Below are 18,027 nucleotides of genomic sequence, written 5' to 3'. Positions count from 1 at the left end.
AGACGCATCTGTGACGACGCTCGAGCGTCGTCACAGATGCGGCATTCGGCATTTTCGTGGGGCATGCTTGCTTGCTCAGGGGTCATGAATGATCGATGCGCGCGCTAGCGTGCGCGGAGGTTCGACCGCGTACGGTGACCGATCCGGCCGCGGGCGCGCGTACGCGGAGAGGGCGGTGAGGTCGATTTGGCCGTGCTCGCCACCTCGCTTCCCCTTGTCAGGCCGGTTGGAGTTGCTGGCGGACGCAGATGGCAACGCCATCACCGGCAACGAGGTCATTGAGGAGGGCGAGATCGAGGACGGTCACGGGGAACTCCGGAGGCAACCTTGCGGCGCTGTGACGACCTGACGGGTCTCGCTGCGCGCACGCGCGCGGGCGGATCCTCAGCTCATGCGTTGCTACTTCGTGCTCGTTCGAACGGCGAGCGCGTCGGAGTATGCAGGGTTCGCTGGCGCCATCGCAAGCTGGATCGTCGCGATGATCCTCGGTCGATCATCCTCGCGCGGATCATCGAAGTGTCGACGTGCGTGGTTCGAGAGCTTTGCGAAGATGTTAGATCTCGGCAGTGTCGCGAGCCTACGAGAGCGCATTCGTTCGACTGTCCTCGCGCGAGGACACTGTGCGCCTGCGATACGTCCATCTCGCGATCGTCTGGCCACGTGCGCGCGCGATCGTGATCGCCTGCGCGTGTTCGACCGTCGAACGCGGTCCTCCTCGCTCGCGTCGATCGCCGAATCGTCGCGTCTCAGGTTCTGCCTGTCGCGTCGATCTGCAGCGCCGGAGTAGCCTGCTCCAGCGCGTCCACGCCTGCACAGATCCCACGGTGGCCGTGCATCGAGCGCCCGCGCGTCGCTGGGCGTACGCGTCGACTCCGGTCGCGACGCTCGCCGCATGTCCACTGATCCTGGCACGCCATGCATCCATCGCTGCACGACGAGATCTTGAAGCGCGTGCTCGCCGACGAGACGCTTCCCGCCGCTGCGCAAGATCTCGTCGATGCCGCCTGTCGCGGCCCGCAGGCGCTCGCGCGACAACTCGCGTCGCCCCAGGGCGACACCCGCGAGCCGGCCGCGCACGATCCACCGCAGGCGGCGACGCAGCGGCCGATCTACCTCGAGCGCTTGGTCGTCCAGGGCTTCCGCGGCATCGGTCCCGAGGCGACGCTACGACTCCATCCCGCACCAGGACTCACGCTGGTCGTCGGTCGCAATGGGTGCGGCAAGTCGAGCTTCGCGGAGGCGCTCGAGGCTCTGCTCACCGGCACCAGCAGTCGTTGGCGAGACCGCCACGTTGCGTGGCGGCAGGGCTGGCGCAACCTCCACGAAGGCAACACCCGAATCACTGCGCGCTTCACCGGCGCAGGTGAGCGGGCGTTCGAGCGTGTTCGCAGCTGGGGCGACCAGGGCGAACTCGACGCGTGCACGGTGACCACCACCGCAGCCCCAGACCCGCTCGCGGAGGTCACCGCCGACATCGCTGCGTTCCGCCCCTTCCTCAGCTACGCCGATCTTGGCACGCTGCTCTCCGGCGAGCCCTCGCGGCTGTTCGACGAACTCAGCAGCATCCTTGGTCTCGAGGACGTGACGGTCGCGATCAAGGCCCTCACGGCAGAGAAGAAGCGGTTCGACGCCGAAGCGAAGCAACACCGGGCCGAGAAGGAGACGCTGGTCGCTGCGCTCGCCGCCGTCGCGCATCCCGAGGCGGAGTCCTGCCGTGCGGCACTCGATCGCAAGAAGGTGGATCTCGAGCAGATCGAAGCGATCGCGCGGGGCGAGTCGGCGCAGGTCGAGACCGATGTCGCCATGTTGCGACAACTCGCTGAGCTGCAGCCCCCGGACTTCGAGGAGGTGACCACCGCCGCGATCGCGTTGCGGGACGCCATGTCGCACCGGGATGCGCTGGCGAGCGCGAGCGCGGCCCATGCCGGCGAGCTCGCGGAGATCCTCGAGCATGTGCTCGCGTACCATCGGCAACACGGCGGCGACTGCCCGGCCTGTGGTGCCCCGGTGTCCGAGGGTTGGGCCGAAGCGCGCGGCGAGTCGCTCGCACGCCTTCGCGCCCAATCGGAGGAACTCGACGCTGCGGCGACCCGCGCCACGCAATTGAGTCAGCGGGCGCGCAGCCTCGTGCGTGCGGCTCCAGCCGTGATGCACGAGGCGGCGCGGCTGGAGCTCGCAGGGTTTGAGGATGCGCTGCGGGCGTGGGGGCGCTGGTCGCCGCCGCCAGCCCCGGCTGAGCTGGCGGACCACCTCGAGCGGCACGTCCTCGAGATGGTCGAGCACGTCGTCACGCTGCGCGACGCCGCGCGATCCCGGCTCGAGCTGCTCGAGGCCGACTGGCGACCGGCGGCGAACCGCGTGGTCGGCTGGGTGCAACGCGCTCGCGACCTCGCCGCGTGCGCGGACGTGCGCAAGGCGCTCGACGAGGCGGCGACATGGCTGAAGGACACCGAACAGCAGATCCGGGACGCTCGATTCGCGCCGATCGCCGATCATACCCAGCGCATCTGGGCGCAGCTGCGCCAGCGCAGCAACGTCGACATCGCCAGCGTCTCACTCGCCGGTACCCAGACGCGCCGCCACGTCGATGTCGACGTCACCGTCGACGGCACCAGCGGCGTCGCGGTCGGTGTGATGTCGCAGGGCGAGCTCAACGCGCTCGCACTCAGCCTCTTCCTCCCGCGGATGGCGTTGCCGGATAGTCCGTTCGGCTTCGTGGTGATCGACGACCCGGTGCAGGCCATGGATCCGCACAAGGTCGACGGCTTGGCCCGGGTACTCGAAGAGTTCGCGGGCAAGCGTCAGGTGCTCGTGTTCACCCACGACACCCGCCTGCCGGAGGCGATCCGGCGGTTGCAGATCGATGCCGAGATCCTCGAGGTCACCCGGGGACCCAACTCCGTGCTCGAGATCCGCCCGGTGTACGATCCTGCACGACGTGCGCTCGACGATGCCCGCGCACTCCTACGCGCGGCCGATCGGGTCGACGAAGGCGTACTCCTCCGCCTCGTGCCTTCACTCGGTCGCACCGCGATCGAGGCCGCTTGTGTGGCCGCGATCCGGCGTCGGGCGGGCGGCGCGGTCTCGAGCTCGGGTGGCGACCTCGAGGCCGCGATCACCGAAGCGAAGACGACGCATCGCTTGGCTGCACTGGCGTTCTTCGGCGAGCCGGATCGCGAGAGTGACGTTTTCGGTCACCTGAACCGGCGCGTGGGCTCGCGGGCAGGTGACGCGTTTCGCGCCTGCAAGGAAGGAGCGCATGGCGGCTGGGTCGGCGATGCCGGCGGTCTGGTGGCCGAGGTGGCGCGCATCGTGACGCTGCTGGAGTCGGTGCAATGACGCCGCGACAGCTGCTCGCGCAGGCGCGTGGCCTCATCGCCCAGCGTGATGTCGCAACCGAGGGCGTGTGGCCTCGCTGCGTCGCGTTCCTCGCTCGCCAGGCGGTCGAGGCCTCGGTGACCTCCTTTGTCGACCGCCATGCGCCGGGACTGCGCGACACGCCGATGCGCGCGCAGCTCATCGCTCTCACGGCGCTCTCGAATCGTCCCGAGCTCGCCCGCAGGGTCGTCTATGCGTGGCACGCCCTGAGCGAGGCGACACACTACCACGCCTACGAACTCGCGCCGGCGGTCGCGGAGCTCGAGGGGTGGATCGACACGGTCGGTACATTCATCGACGCGGTGACGCCCGCGCCAATCACGGAGCGGTAGGCTATTCGATGGAGGCCGATGCCGAGGCGGACGCCTCGAACTCGAGCCCCCCGCCGAACTCGCGTTGCAGCTTGACGTCGTTCTCGACGCCGTTCTCCGGTACGTAGAAGTAGAGCTCGACGCGGCGATTCTTGGCCTTGCCCTCGGCGGTGGCGTTGTCGGCGATCGGTCGCGACTTCCCGTAGTACGCGATCGAGCTGCGGTGCGCGAGGTCGGGCTCGACGCCGAGCAGGAGCGTGCGGACGCGGGTGGCCCGCTGGAACGCGAGCACGCGGTTGGCTTCGTCGGTGCCGACGCTGTCGGTGTGCCCCACGACCAGCAGGCGCAGCTTGTCGTCGTGGTCCATGATCTCGACGACGCGACCGAGGGTGACGAAATCATCCTGCGAGACGGGATCGATCTTCGCGGTCGCGAAGTGCACGTTGCGGCTGGCGGGAGCCTCGTGCACGCACGCGACGAGCGAGAGCAACAATACGACGATGCGCGTCATGGGCATGCGTGCGCGAGGTGTAGCGCGAGCATCGAGCCGCCGCAACGCGGACTCCCGCAGTCGACGCGCGCGCGGATTCGAGATCGGGTGATGCCCGACGCCCGTCATCGGACATGGCGAAGTCCGTCGCCGCGACGCACGGGGTGACGGCGCGTCGGCGTGCGAACTGTCCTCGCGCGAGGACAGTGCGCGGCGCGAACGTTCGACGGGCGCTCGATCACCGTGCACCAGCCACGGCGCCGAGCCGATGGGACCCCGCGAGGTCGCGTGTGGCCGATTGGCCATTCGATCGCGATCGCGCCGCGCGTGTGTCCTTCCCCCCGCTGCAACCAAGCGCTGCAACGACCTGTCCCGTTGGTACGATACCGGCCAGGTCCAGGATGTCGCGACCGCATCAGGCGAGACCCGAGCCCGGCGCAGCCGCCTTGCATGCCGGGTTGCTCTTCGCGGGCAAGTACGAGCTGCTCCGTCCGCTGGGTCGCGGCGGCATGGCGCAGGTGTGGTTGGCGCACAAGCACGGCCACGCCGGCGTGAAGAAGGTTTGCGCACTCAAGATGCCGCCCGATCTGATCGGCGCCAGCGAGCTGCAGCGCGACGCGATCTTCAACGAGGCCAAGCTCGGCCTGCAGCTGTCGCATTCCAACATCGTGCAGGTGGTCGACTTCGGCGAGCACGCCGGGGTGGTCTATCTCGAGCTCGAGCGAATCGACGGCATCGACCTCGCGCAGTTCCTGGGCGGTCTGCGCAGCGCAGGCGAGCGCCTGTCGATGGCGATGGCGGTGTACGTCATCGGCTCGATCCTCGAGGGCTTGCGCTACGCCCACGAGTTCGCCATCGATGGCCGGCGGCTCGGCATCATGCATCGCGATCTCACGCCCAGCAACGTGATCATCAGCTCCGCAGGTGAGGTGAAGATCATGGACTTCGGGATCGGCAAGTCGCTCGACGATCAGACCTCGCGTCAGCACATCAAGGGAAAGGTCCGCTACATGTCGCCGGAGCAGGCCGGCGGTGATGCCTCGCAGCAGTGCGATCTGTTCGCGGTTGGTGCCATCTTCTACGAGCTGGTCGAGGGCCGGAAATTCCGCGACGAGATCCGCCACGATCTGCTGCTCGCCGCGCTCGATGGCAAGAGCCCGCGGCTGCAGCGGCACGATGTCCCTGGGGAGCTGCGGGTGTTCTACGACGGCTTGGTGGCGAAGCGGCGTGATCGATTCGCGAGTGCGGCCGAGGCGATCGCTCGGCTCGCGTCGTGGCAGGGCGGCCGCGCGACCGCTGCCGACCTGCGCGCGCTCTATGCCGTGCACCTCGGTCGATTGCCGAAGTCGGGCTACACCGAGGCCGACCTCGAGATCCCCGAGCCGCTGCGGGCGTTGCTCGCGGCGCTGGATCACGCTGCGATGGCGGACGCGGCGGGCGGCGAGATCCGCTCCGCGGCCGCGCCCGCGCCCGCGGTATCCGTCGAGCCGGGTCGCGGCGGGCCCGAGCGCAGCACGCCGTCGGTCACGGAGCCTGCTGGCCCGCAGGACGCAGCGCCGAAGCAGGCGCGCACGGAGGTCTTCGGCCGGCCGCGCGCGGCTGCGCCGGTGCTCGGCGCCGCGGCTTCGCCCACGGCCGGCCCGCGCGTGCCCGCTTCCGCCGCGGCGGACGCTCCGCGGACCGGCGCGACCGCGGGCCAGGTCGGGCCTGGCGCGACCGTGACCGAGATCGCCGTCACCCGCACCGCGAGTGCGGTCGGTTGGCGGCGATGGTCGTGGCTGCGGCGCCTCGATCGTCGGCACGCAGCCGGGGCCGCGTGGGCAGCCTTCGCCGCGGTCGGCATCGTGTCGTTGTTTGCCGTGATCCTGCGATGGGAGCGATGGCGCAACGCCCTCGACGCGGACGAGCGGGTCGCGTCCGACGTCTCCGGGGTCGTCGAGCCCGGCGCGCTCGAGCGCGACGCGACGGCGGCATCGACCCATCCGCAGGCGCCGAGTTCGGCCTCGACTGCGCCGAGTTCGGGCTCGACTGCGCCGCTGCTGCCCGCGTCGGATGGGGCCGCGATCCCGGCGGGTCCGATCGCGGCCTCGCCCGCCGCGGCCTCGCCCGCTGCGAGCATCGATCCGGCGCCGACGCCCGCGCCCGCGGTCTCGCCTGAGCTCGCGCCGCTGGGGGCTCCGGCCGCGGCGTCCGGCGTGGGCATCGATCCGGCCGCGCCGAACTCGGCGTCCGCGGTCGATGCGGTCACCCCGGAGCCGCCGTCGAAGGCCGCCACGCCCGCGCCGCGTCCGTGGGTGAAGGTACGCTTCACGCAGATGATGGCCACGGGCGAAGTCAAGGTCGACGGCAGGGTCTACGTCATCGGCGACACCATCGACACGCGCTTGCGGGCGGGCTCCCACGCGTTCGCGTGGCGCCGCATCGGCGAGACCGGCTGGCATCGTCTGCCGAAGCTGCGGCTCGACGCGCGCAAGACCTATGTCATCCACATGCGCAGCAACGGTCCGATGGTCGGCTGGAAGGGCGTCGGCGAGTGATGGCGCAGCGGGTCCGCGAGCGGGAGGAGTCGGGCCGTATGCGCTACGGCGCCCTGCCAGGCGACGACGATGTGCTCCACGCGGGCGACGTGGTGCTCGGCGGTCGCTATCGCGTCGTCGGCGTGCTCGGCCGCGGCGGCATGGCCACCGTCTATGCTGCCGTCCGGGGCGAGCGCGGTGACGAGGTCGCGCTCAAGCTCCTGCATGCGAAGGCGGCCAGCCGTGCCGACGTCGAGTACCGCCTTCGCAACGAGGTCGAGCTGGTCGCCGAACTCGGCGATCATCCGCATATCGTGCGCCCGCTCGAGGCTGGTCGGCTGCGCGAGTGCGACGATCTGCCGTTCGTGATCTCGGCGCGCGCTTGCGGGCGACCGTTGTCCCGCATCCTCGCCAGCGAACGCGCATTGCCGGCCGCCCGCGCGGTTCGCATCGGGCTCGACATTGCGAGTGCGCTGCTTGCCCTGCATGCGCGGCGCATCGTGCATCGCGACGTGAAGCCGGAGAACATCGTGGTCGATGAGGCCGGTGGTCGCGAGCACGCGCGGCTGGTCGACTTCGGGTTGGCGTCGCGGGAGCCGAGCGATGCCGGTGCACCGCGGGTGACCGCGGTGTTCGAGCGACCCGGGACCACGCTCTACATGTCGCCCGAGCAGGCCTCGGGTGCCGCGGCGCGCTGCGCCTTCGATGTGTTCGCGTGGGGCGTCACCATGCACGAGATGCTCGCGGGCGTCGCACCGCTGGCGGGCCTGGCCGCCGGCGAGCTGGTCGCGCGCAAGCTCGATCCCGCCGAGCCGGCGCCCTCGCTCCGGCGTTTGCAGCTCGAGCTCCCCGATGCGCTCGTCGAGCTGGTGGACGCCTGCATGGCCCGCGAGCCCGAGCGGCGGCCCTCGATGGTGCACGTGCAGGCGCAGCTCGAGCAGGTGCTCGATCGGCTCGGCGGGTCGACCGACACACTCGCGCCCGCCGTCACCGACGAGCGGACGAGCGAGAGCACCGCGCCAGGCGAGCCCCGGGAGTCGCCGCGGTGGCCTCGCGTCGCCGTGCTTGCGGCGATCCTGCCCGTGTGTGGACTGATCGGCTGGTGGTGGCTGCGCTCGCCGGCACCGCACGTCGACGAGCCCGGTGTCGCGCGCCCGATCGCAGTGGACGTCGGAGGCGACGAGGGTGGGGCCGCGGTCGTGCCTGCGAGCGCGGCAACCGCATCGCCCGGCGGGGCGAGTCTGCCGGCCGTCGCGCCCTCGGTTGACGCGCAAGAGCCCCAGCTTGCGCCGTCGGTCGCCACGACGCCCGTGTCGGCGCCGTCGGTGCCCGTGGCCGCGCCGTCCGCCTCGACGTCCCCGATCGCCGAGCGGCCGTCGTCCACCGGTCGGACGCCGACGCCGTCGCAGCCGATCGACGACCCCAACGGTGCGGTCTGTGCCGCGCTGCGTGCACAGACCGATGCCGCCGAGGAACGTGGCGACTTCAACGCGGTGCTGGTGGGCTTGCGTCGCAAGGGATGCTGGGTCGACAAGCGGGCTGCCCGTCGTCGCCAGGCCGCCGCGCACTATCAGCTCGGGCAGTTCCGGCGTTGTGCGCAGCTGACCGAGCGCGCGGGTGACCCCGAGACCGCCGCGATCGGCGAGATGTGCCGTGCCCGCGCGGAGGCGACCCCCTAGCCAGCGAAGCGAGCGAGCGACCGCGATGGGTCCCCCGCCGCCGTTCTGCGGTGGCGACGAGCGAGCCGCTGCACAGATACGAGGACGGAGAGCACGTGCGACGCAAACTCAGCCTGGTCATCCTCACCGCCGTCGCGGTCGCTACGGCCACGCCGGCCCGTGCGTCGACGCGCACCACGGCGAGCGAACCCGATCCACAGGCTCCACTCGGTGTGGGCCTGCAGGTCGACACCAAGGGCGTCACGGTGCTCGCGGATCTCGTGACCAAGCGCGTGCGCAAGCAGGCAGAGCTGCGAGCCCGCGACGCGGGTGTCGCCATCGTGGAGCGGGGCCGCGCGAGCATCAAGGTGGCGGTGCGATCGACACCGAAAGCGTTGGGCTTCGAGTACGTCGTGACCGCGCAGCTCGACGGCACGCTGGTGCCGATCGATGATCGCGAGGGGCGCTGCGACCCGTGCACGCACGAGGACGTCGTCCGCCGTCTCGACGACCTGCTCGTGCGCCAGTACGAGGCCTTGCAGGCGCAGGCACAGCGCCTCGACGATGCCGCGGCCAGCCCTGCAACGCCGAGCGAGCCCGTGCCATCCCGCGCACCGTCGGAGACGGCGACGCGGCACGAGCACGGCTCTCCCGCAAGTGCAGCGACCGAGCCCTCGGGGTCGCCGCCGACGACCACGCCGGCCAAGCCGACCACGCCGCTCGGTGCGGTCGGCGGGGCTGGGATCGCCATCGGCGCGGTCGGACTCGCGGGCGTCGTCGCGGGCGCCGTGTTGGCCACTCGGCCAGCGCAGCGCGAGCGGGTACCGGGCGACGCCGGTGCCTTTCGCGAGGTCGAGCGCGACACCGGAGGCTTGGCGCTCGTCGGGGTCGGGGCTGCGCTGGTGGCCGGCGGCATCGCGATGGTCGTGACCGACGTGGTACTCCGCAAGCGGCGTCGCATCGGCGCCGCAGTAGTGTTGAATTCGCGGCTCGTAGGCTTCAGTGTCTCCGGGCGCTTCTGATCGGCCCGTCATCGTCGCGCACCTCAGCCTCCAGGAAGGTCGTTTCCCATGATGAACCCCCGGCGAATCGTTTCCCCGCTGCTCGGCGCGACGCTCGGCGTCGCGTTCGCGTGCACGAACTCCACCATCGTGCGCGACCCGAACCACTGCTTCAACGCCGACGGCGACGCGACCTGCCGCGAGAAGCACGGCGACGACAAGCCATACTGCGCGAGCGGAACCTGCGAGCCGACGGTGACCGACGGCTGCGTGCCGATCCGTCCCGACGACGACATGTGTTACGCCCCGTGCGGCGGCATGAAGGCGCTCGCGGATGACCCGGAGTGCGACGCCGTCGCCGACGACAGCTCGAGCAGCGTCGGCAGCTCCGCCAGCGCCAGCACGACCGACAGCACCGGCCCCAGCTCGAGCACCTCGAGCATGACGGGGAGCACGATGAGCACCACCGCCGGGTCCAGCTCGACGGGGCCGCAGGGGTGCGCGGGGGATGAGGCGTGCGGTGAGCCCGGCACGCCCATCTGTATCGACGAGGTCTGCTCGCCCTGCGAGAGTGATGCCCAGTGCGCGGCGAAGGATGCTGGCGCCCCGGCATGCCGCGACGACGGCCAGTGCGTCCAGTGCACCGCGAGCAACGACGACGGCTGCGGCGGCGCCACACCCATCTGCGATGCCGCCGTCAATACCTGCATGGGGTGTGCGTTCCACGAGCAGTGCCCTGACTCCGCCTGCCGCATCGCCACCGGCGAGTGCTTCGACGAAGCCGCGGTCGTCCACGTCGACGCCGATGACGGCGACAGCCTCTCCGCCGAGTTTGTCGACGGCACCGTCATCATCCTCCACAACTTCGGCTCGACCACCGCCTACCAAGTCAACCTCGCGCTCGACACCGGCGTCGCGGCCATCCTCGCCGCGCCCGGCGATGCCCCCCGCATCCAGGGGCTCGGCGGGGCTGCGTCCATCTCCGTCGAGAACGGCGGCGAGCTCTACCTCGCCAACGGCGTCCAGGTCTTGCTCAACGGCGACTCGATGTTCCCCGGCGTCGCCGTCGACAACGCCTCGCTCTACCTCGACCGCGCTCGCGTCGTCCAGAACGCCGGCGGCGGCATCTCCCTCGACAACGGGGCGTATGCGCTCGTGCGGAGCTCGTTTGTCGGCGGCCAAACAAACAACCGCATCGCGCTCGCCATTACGAACTCTGACGCGGACGTGCACTACTCCACCCTCGCTTCGCTTGCGACGGGTGCGGGCCGCACCGTCCAGTGCACCAGCCCTGGCAACGTGACCATTCGGAACAGCCTCGTGGTGCTCGACGGGACGACGAACGATGAGATTCTGTGCGCTGGGGTTGTGCTCGACTACAACGCCACCGAGACCAACCACAACGGCACCAACACGCCGGTCGGTGACTTCAACACCGACTGGTTCAGCGACGCCAACGCCGACTTCCACCTCACCCCGATGGCGCCCGCAGCCATTCTCACCGCTGCCCAGTGGCAGTCCGGCGACCCGCTCATCGACATCGACGGCGACGCACGCCCGGGTGTCGACGGTTCCGCCGACGTCGCCGGTGCCGACATCCCGTAGCCCCCTCTCCCCTCTCGCAAGACGCCAAGGACGGCACCCATGCTCCCTCGCTCCACCGCTGTACTGCTCGCACTGGCGCTGCCGCCCGCCTGCACCTCACCCTCCGCAAACACATCCGAAGGCGATGCCTCGAGCACTGCCGTCGCCGACGACAGCTCGAGCACCGCCGACAGCACCGTCTCCGCCACCGCCGGCTCGAGCGACACCACCGGTCCGACCTCGACCACCTCGAGCATGACCGGCAACACCATGACCACCACCCAGGGGTCCAGCTCGACCGGACCCCAGGGTTGTCAGGGCGACGACGAGTGTGGCGGCCCAGGTACCCCCATCTGCATCGACCAGGTCTGCTCACCCTGCGAGAGCGATGCCCAGTGTGCCGCCAAGGACCCCGCCAACCCCGCCTGTCGCGACGACGGCCAGTGCGTCCAGTGCACCGCGAGCAACGACGACGGCTGCGGCGGCGCCACGCCCATCTGCGATGCCGCCGTCAATACCTGCATGGGGTGTGCGTTCCACGAGCAGTGCCCCGACTCGGCCTGCCGCATCGCCACCGGCGAGTGCTTCGACGAAGCCGCGGTCGTCCACGTCGACGCCGATGACGGCGACAGCCTCTCCGCCGAGTTTGTCGACGGCACCGTCATCATCCTCCACAACTTCGGCTCGACGACTCCCTACGTCGTCAACCTCGCGCTCGACACCGGCGTCGCGGCCATCCTCGCCGCGCCCGGCGATGCCCCCCGCATCCAGGGGCTCGGCGGGGCTGCGTCCATCTCCGTCGAGAACGGCGGCGAGCTCTACCTCGCCAACGGCGTCCAGGTCATCGGCAGCACCGAGGCCATGTTCCCCGGCATCGCCGTCGACAACGCCTCGCTCTACCTCGACCGCGCTCGCGTCGTCCAGAACGCCGGCGGCGGCATCTCCCTCGACAACGGGGCGTATGCGCTCGTACGCAACTCTGTGCTGGCTGCCAACGGCAGCGGCTTCCAACCTACGACTGGATTGAGGGTCACAGGTTCGTCTCTCGATCTTCTCTATACGAGCGTTGTCGCCAACGACGGAAATGTGCAAGATTCCCTCAGCTGCTCGAATGCAACAGTGACGGTTCGCAACAGTCTCCTCTTTGGTGTCAGCGACGATTCGGTAGGTTGCCCAGGGCTCGGCGCGACGTACTCGGCGGCGGACTCCAACGCCGGTGGACTCAACGACGTCGGCCCTCTCAATCCGATGTGGTTCCAGACACTCCCCACAAACCCCGCGCTCACAGCGATGGGCCTCGCCGAGTTCGGCGATGTCGCCCAGTGGCAGTCCGGCGACCCGCTCATCGACATCGACGGCGACGCACGCCCAGGCGTCGACGGCTCCGCCGACGTCGCCGGTGCCGACATCCCGTAGCCCCTAACCCCTCTCGCAAGACGCCAAGGACGGCACCCCATGCTCCCTCGCTCCACCGCTCTGCTGCTCGCACTGGCGCTGCCGCCCGCCTGCACCTCACCCTCCGCAAACACATCCGAAGGCGATGCCTCGAGCACTGAGGTCGCCGACGACAGCTCGAGCACCGCCGACAGCACCGTCTCCGCCACCGCCGGCTCGAGCGACACCTCCGGTCCCACCTCGACCACCTCGAGCATGACCGGCAACACCATGACCACCACCGACCCGTCCAGCTCGACCGGACCCCAGGGTTGTCAGGGCGACGACGAGTGTGGCGGCCCAGGTACCCCCATCTGCATCGACCAGGTCTGCTCACCCTGCGAGAGCGATGCCCAGTGTGCCGCCAAGGACCCCGCCAACCCCGCCTGTCGCGACGACGGCCAGTGCGTCCAGTGCACCGCGAGCAACGACGACGGCTGCGGCGGCGCCACGCCCATCTGCGATGCCGCCGTCAATACCTGCATGGGGTGTGCGTTCCACGAGCAGTGCCCCGACTCGGCCTGCCGCATCGCCACCGGCGAGTGCTTCGACGAAGCCGATGTTCACACCGTCGGTGCAGGTCAGGACTTCGAGGACTTCACCGCCGCAGCGGGCTCCCTCGGCGCCGAGATGGCCGTCCTGCGCGTCTCTTCCGGCCCCACCTACGACGAGGCCATCGTCCTCTCCGGCTCCAATGCCGTCTGGGCCATCCTCGACGCCAACCCCGACGACATGATGGTGCCCCTGTGGGCGAGGACCTCGGGCAACACCTCCACCCTCGCCATCGACGACAGCGCCGAGGTCTACATCCAAGGCATCTCCGTCTCCAGCAACACCGGCTCGAGCATGTTCCCCGGCATCGCCGTCGACAACGCCTCGCTCTACCTCGACCGCGCTCGCGTCGTCCAGAACGCCGGCGGCGGCATCTCCCTCGACAACGGCGCCTATGCGCTGGTGCGCAACTCGTTTGTCGGCGGGAACGGCAACGGCGCCGCCGGGACACGCGGCATCAGTTGTACCGACTCGGACGCTCTCATCCTCTACTCGTCGCTCGTGCGCAATGATGCCGACACCGACGACAGCCTCGCCTGCAACGGCGGAAGCAACGTGGAGGTCCGCAACACCCTCCTGCTTGGCCGAGACCCAAGCTCCATCAATTGCGGTGCCACCATCACGTACTCGGTGGTCGACGAGATGTTTGCGGGCACCGGGAATCATCAGGTCGCGATGCTGAACAACGCGTGGTTCGGTGATGTGTTCTCCAACGACTTCACCCCGACCGCCATGGGCCTCGCCGAGTTCGGCGATGTCGCCCAGTGGCAATCCGGCGACCCGCTCGTCGACATCGACGGCGACGCACGCCCGGGTATCGACGGCTCCGCCGACGTTGCAGGCGCGGACATCCCGTAGCCCTTCCTCGCCCCGCAAAAGCACCCAGCCAAGGACGGCACCCATGATCCCTGGTGCCCGCCCGCGCGCCTATTCGGAGCCTGCTCGGAGCCTGTCCGGCGTGGCGTCGTCCTCCGCCTGCACCTCACCCACCGCAAACCGTAAACGCACCCGAAGCGGATAGCTCGAGAGCTGAAAGGCCCGCGGTGAGCGCGAGTGGGGACCCTGAAGTGCAGGCTGCGCGAGACATGTTCGCCGAGCGCCACGCACAGGGGCAGATGCGCCAGCAGCTGCGGCGCGTATGCGCCGAAGAGTCGTGGGCCGGGCCGCAGCGGCGCCGGTCCCTCGCTTCAATGGGGCCGCGTCGTGATCGACGCGGAGAGGGCGAAGGCGAAGGCGAAGACACCGGCGAAGGCACCGGCCCTTCAATGGGGCCGCGTCGTGATCGACGCGGAGAGCCACGGGTGCGAGCCCGCGGCGGTCGAGGCCTCGACCCTTCAATGGGGCCGCGTCGTGATCGACGCGGAGAGTCACGATCGCCGGGTTCGGTGCCGACGACGACCAGGTCCTTCAATGGGGCCGCGTCGTGATCGACGCGGAGAGCTGGAACTCGTCGCGCACCGAGCCGATGCCACGCGCCTTCAATGGGGCCGCGTCGTGATCGACGCGGAGAGCTCCGGCTCGGTGGGGTACGACCTCTCCGCGAAGCCCTTCAATGGGGCCGCGTCGTGATCGACGCGGAGAGACGAGTCGGGCGTCCCGAGGTCATCGATCGGTCGATGCGCCTTCAATGGGGCCGCGTCGTGATCGACGCGGAGAGCACTGACGACCGTAGCGGACGTGCACGCGGTCACCCTCCCTTCAATGGGGCCGCGTCGTGATCGACGCGGAGAGGCGCGTGTTCCCGACGAACCCGCCGGCCGTCTCGGGCCTTCAATGGGGCCGCGTCGTGATCGACGCGGAGAGACGATCGTGCAGCCCGAGAGGGCGAGGGCGAGGATTCCTTCAATGGGGCCGCGTCGTGATCGACGCGGAGAGGTGTGCGGCCTGCGGGAGCCGTCGATCGCCGTGATCCCCTTCAATGGGGCCGCGTCGTGATCGACGCGGAGAGACGTGAGGCACACCGGGTATCGGCTCGCAAGGTCGTGCCTTCAATGGGGCCGCGTCGTGATCGACGCGGAGAGGCTTGGCGGCGTGACCCACCAGCGCTCGCCGTCGCCCTTCAATGGGGCCGCGTCGTGATCGACGCGGAGAGATCGGTCGGCGAGGTGCCGCCCGTTCGGGTGGGCCCTTCAATGGGGCCGCGTCGTGATCGACGCGGAGAGCGGTCGGCGCCCGAGCGCGGGCACGACGTGCTGGCGCCTTCAATGGGGCCGCGTCGTGATCGACGCGGAGAGAACCCGCGCTCGCCCGTGTCGAGGCGATAGGGCGCCCTTCAATGGGGCCGCGTCGTGATCGACGCGGAGAGTCGAAGCCATCGCGAAGCTCGCATCCCGCGTCACCGCCGCCTTCAATGGGGCCGCGTCGTGATCGACGCGGAGAGGCCCAGTTCGGCGCCGTCTTGTTGTTGTTCGCGTTCGGCCTTCAATGGGGCCGCGTCGTGATCGACGCGGAGAGGTGAGCACCTGCGTGTCGTCGAGCAGGCCCCGGTCCGCCCTTCAATGGGGCCGCGTCGTGATCGACGCGGAGAGCTGCGGGCAGCAACACCGGTGGGGCCCGTCGATCGTCCCTTCAATGGGGCCGCGTCGTGATCGACGCGGAGAGGTATGCCGCGGCGGTGGCCTTGCCGATCATGTCGAGCCTTCAATGGGGCCGCGTCGTGATCGACGCGGAGAGCGGCAGAAACTGAAGGTGGTGTGACGATGATGGAGAACCCTTCAATGGGGCCGCGTCGTGATCGACGCGGAGAGTTGGTAAGCGCTATCGCATTCTGACCGTGGAGGGCCTTCAATGGGGCCGCGTCGTGATCGACGCGGAGAGAAGACCAACCGCGCGCGCGTCGGCCTCGGCGACAAACCTTCAATGGGGCCGCGTCGTGATCGACGCGGAGAGACGCGTGATCGTCGATGCCGTCGCCCACGATCGCGACCCTTCAATGGGGCCGCGTCGTGATCGACGCGGAGAGCCTACCGGCTCACCAACGAGAAGGGGCGGAGCCGGTCCCCTTCAATGGGGCCGCGTCGTGATCGACGCGGAGAGGGTGGTCGAGCGAGCGTATCACCACCCAGACGTGCCGGTCCTTCAATGGGGCCGCGTCGTGATCGACGCGGAGAGATCGGTCGACGGCAGACGGCCGCCGCGCGGGGACTCCCTTCAATGGGGCCGCGTCGTGATCGACGCGGAGAGGCGAGCGTGGGCACCGTGCGATGGTGCGACGCAGATCCCTTCAATGGGGCCGCGTCGTGATCGACGCGGAGAGATGGGGGTGGAGGTGCCCACCAGCTGGCCGAGCTGGTGCCTTCAATGGGGCCGCGTCGTGATCGACGCGGAGAGCCGTCGACCACCGCGTCACCGCGGACGCGCGACACGCCCGGCCTTCAATGGGGCCGCGTCGTGATCGACGCGGAGAGGCAACTCGGCACCGAACTCGGGCGACTCGCAGTCGAGCCTTCAATGGGGCCGCGTCGTGATCGACGCGGAGAGAGCGCGACGAACAGTTCGTGCTCGGCATCGTGCTGCCTTCAATGGGGCCGCGTCGTGATCGACGCGGAGAGACGGCGATCCGACGGATCGCACGCTCGCGGTCGGCCTCCTTCAATGGGGCCGCGTCGTGATCGACGCGGAGAGCGGGGCTTTCGGGGTGTGAGCACCGAGACCACCGACCTTCAATGGGGCCGCGTCGTGATCGACGCGGAGAGGGCCGTCCGCGTGCCGCCGAACGCATCGACGCCGATCCTTCAATGGGGCCGCGTCGTGATCGACGCGGAGAGCCGAGCGCCGTCGGCACGACGTCGCCGCCGCCCCACGTCCTTCAATGGGGCCGCGTCGTGATCGACGCGGAGAGCACAGCAGCTCACGGAGAACGCGGCGATCTCGTGGGTCCCTTCAATGGGGCCGCGTCGTGATCGACGCGGAGAGCGCCGCGCAACTGAACCTCGAGGCGGCGACGGTGGCCCTTCAATGGGGCCGCGTCGTGATCGACGCGGAGAGGCTCGCCGGCATCTCGGAGATGTCGGCGCAGTCGGTCCTTCAATGGGGCCGCGTCGTGATCGACGCGGAGAGGCGCCTCGGGCAGCAGCGCCGCGACCACGCCGGCGGCCCTTCAATGGGGCCGCGTCGTGATCGACGCGGAGAGGTACGGCTGCGGGTCCCAGCCGAAGCCGTCGTGGGTCCTTCAATGGGGCCGCGTCGTGATCGACGCGGAGAGGATCGAGACGCGCCGCAACCTCGCCGACTCGGCCACCCTTCAATGGGGCCGCGTCGTGATCGACGCGGAGAGCACCGTCCAGCGTACCCGCACCTTCCCCGACGGCATCCTTCAATGGGGCCGCGTCGTGATCGACGCGGAGAGTCGAGCGCCGGCCGAGCGGCTGCGACGGCGCCCGTGTACCTTCAATGGGGCCGCGTCGTGATCGACGCGGAGAGGTGTGTTCCGGGCTTCCGCAACGCGTCGGAACGATGGTCCTTCAATGGGGCCGCGTCGTGATCGACGCGGAGAGCCACCCAAGGAGACGCGCTGATGCCACGCCCCACGAACCTTCAATGGGGCCGCGTCGTGATCGACGCGGAGAGCCGGCAGGTCCGCAGGCCGCACGTCTGCCGATGCCTTCAATGGGGCCGCGTCGTGATCGACGCGGAGAGAGGGTAGTCGTGCCGAGGCGAGCACGACGCCGAGCCCCTTCAATGGGGCCGCGTCGTGATCGACGCGGAGAGGAACGCCCGGCCTGGCGCCGGCGCGGCCTTCAATGGGGCCGCGTCGTGATCGACGCGGAGGCGGCTGAAGTGTGCCGCCGAGGCAGTCCTTCAATGGGGCCGCGTCGTGATCGACGCGGAGAGCGGCTCGCACCTCTGCGGCGCGCTCGGCGACGGCCGCCTTCAATGGGGCCGCGTCGTGATCGACGCGGAGAGCCGCTCCGCGGACGGCGCCATCACGCGCCGCCTGGCCTTCAATGGGGCCGCGTCGTGATCGACGCGGAGACAGGACCGTTCGCAGCGTGCCCGGGCCCTTCAATGGGGCCGCGTCGTGATCGACGCGGAGAGGACGCGGCCCAGGGGGCTCGCCGGCGCTGGCCCCTTCAATGGGGCCGCGTCGTGATCGACGCGGAG

General features: G+C 69.9%; 9 protein-coding genes and 1 CRISPR repeat array. Of the genes, 8 read left to right on the top strand and 1 reads right to left on the bottom strand.

Annotated features, from left to right (window positions below; translation table 11 throughout):
- The first annotated feature begins 915 nt into the window (after nt 1-915).
- On the top strand, nt 916-3,339 hold the full coding sequence (locus IPH07_14290) for an AAA family ATPase (GenBank protein ID MBK6918560.1): 2,424 nt from the start codon (nt 916-918) through the stop codon (nt 3,337-3,339).
- The gene (locus tag IPH07_14285) at nt 3,336-3,710 is read left to right on the top strand and encodes a hypothetical protein (protein ID MBK6918559.1); all 375 of its coding nucleotides are present in this window, start codon (nt 3,336-3,338) and stop codon (nt 3,708-3,710) included. The genes IPH07_14290 and IPH07_14285 overlap by 4 nt, the downstream gene beginning before the upstream one ends.
- Nucleotide 3,711: 1 nt before the next feature.
- Here IPH07_14285 and IPH07_14280 read toward each other — a convergent pair whose 3' ends face one another.
- Nucleotides 3,712-4,308: an OmpA family protein gene (locus IPH07_14280; GenBank protein MBK6918558.1), complete on the bottom strand. Its 597-nt coding sequence runs from the start codon at nt 4,306-4,308 to the stop codon at nt 3,712-3,714.
- A 272-nt stretch (nt 4,309-4,580) separates the two neighbouring features.
- Here IPH07_14280 and IPH07_14275 point away from each other — a divergent pair, with 272 nt between their 5' ends.
- From IPH07_14275 to IPH07_14250, 6 genes are all read left to right on the top strand, one after another.
- Nucleotides 4,581-6,716: a protein kinase gene (locus tag IPH07_14275; GenBank protein MBK6918557.1), complete on the top strand. Its 2,136-nt coding sequence runs from the start codon at nt 4,581-4,583 to the stop codon at nt 6,714-6,716.
- Nucleotides 6,717-6,754: 38 nt separating this feature from the next.
- Nucleotides 6,755-8,374 carry a protein kinase gene (locus IPH07_14270; protein ID MBK6918556.1) on the top strand — a complete coding sequence of 540 codons (1,620 nt, stop codon included), beginning with the start codon at nt 6,755-6,757 and terminating at the stop codon, nt 8,372-8,374.
- Nucleotides 8,375-8,469: 95 nt separating this feature from the next.
- Nucleotides 8,470-9,375, top strand: coding sequence for a hypothetical protein (locus IPH07_14265; GenBank protein MBK6918555.1), 906 nt, complete (start codon nt 8,470-8,472; stop codon nt 9,373-9,375).
- A 48-nt stretch (nt 9,376-9,423) separates the two neighbouring features.
- On the top strand, nt 9,424-10,959 hold the full coding sequence (locus tag IPH07_14260) for a hypothetical protein (GenBank protein ID MBK6918554.1): 1,536 nt from the start codon (nt 9,424-9,426) through the stop codon (nt 10,957-10,959).
- A 39-nt stretch (nt 10,960-10,998) separates the two neighbouring features.
- On the top strand, nt 10,999-12,354 hold the full coding sequence (locus IPH07_14255; GenBank protein MBK6918553.1) for a hypothetical protein: 1,356 nt from the start codon (nt 10,999-11,001) through the stop codon (nt 12,352-12,354).
- A gap of 39 nt (nt 12,355-12,393) precedes the next feature.
- The gene (locus tag IPH07_14250) at nt 12,394-13,782 is read left to right on the top strand and encodes a hypothetical protein (GenBank protein MBK6918552.1); all 1,389 of its coding nucleotides are present in this window, start codon (nt 12,394-12,396) and stop codon (nt 13,780-13,782) included.
- 326 nt (nt 13,783-14,108) lie between these two features.
- Nucleotides 14,109-18,027: direct repeats of the CRISPR family, unit length 34 nt; unit sequence CCTTCAATGGGGCCGCGTCGTGATCGACGCGGAG.

The organism is Deltaproteobacteria bacterium, assembly GCA_016709225.1.
Lineage (GTDB): Bacteria > Myxococcota_A > Polyangia > Nannocystales > Nannocystaceae > Xiheibacterium > Xiheibacterium phototrophicum.
This window is presented reverse-complemented; position numbering and strand designations above follow the sequence as displayed.

Excerpts from the sequence above, each read along its gene's own strand:
- IPH07_14260 (MBK6918554.1), top strand. The coding sequence starts at position 9,424 with ATGATGAACCCCCGGCGAATCGTTTCCCCGCTGCTCGGCGCGACGCTC.
- IPH07_14290 (MBK6918560.1), top strand. The coding sequence starts at position 916 with ATGCATCCATCGCTGCACGACGAGATCTTGAAGCGCGTGCTCGCCGAC.
- IPH07_14275 (MBK6918557.1), top strand. The coding sequence starts at position 4,581 with ATGTCGCGACCGCATCAGGCGAGACCCGAGCCCGGCGCAGCCGCCTTG.
- IPH07_14270 (MBK6918556.1), top strand. The coding sequence starts at position 6,755 with ATGCGCTACGGCGCCCTGCCAGGCGACGACGATGTGCTCCACGCGGGC.
- IPH07_14250 (MBK6918552.1), top strand. The coding sequence starts at position 12,394 with ATGCTCCCTCGCTCCACCGCTCTGCTGCTCGCACTGGCGCTGCCGCCC.
- IPH07_14255 (MBK6918553.1), top strand. The coding sequence starts at position 10,999 with ATGCTCCCTCGCTCCACCGCTGTACTGCTCGCACTGGCGCTGCCGCCC.
- IPH07_14285 (MBK6918559.1), top strand. The coding sequence starts at position 3,336 with ATGACGCCGCGACAGCTGCTCGCGCAGGCGCGTGGCCTCATCGCCCAG.
- IPH07_14280 (MBK6918558.1), bottom strand. The coding sequence starts at position 4,308 with ATGACGGGCGTCGGGCATCACCCGATCTCGAATCCGCGCGCGCGTCGA.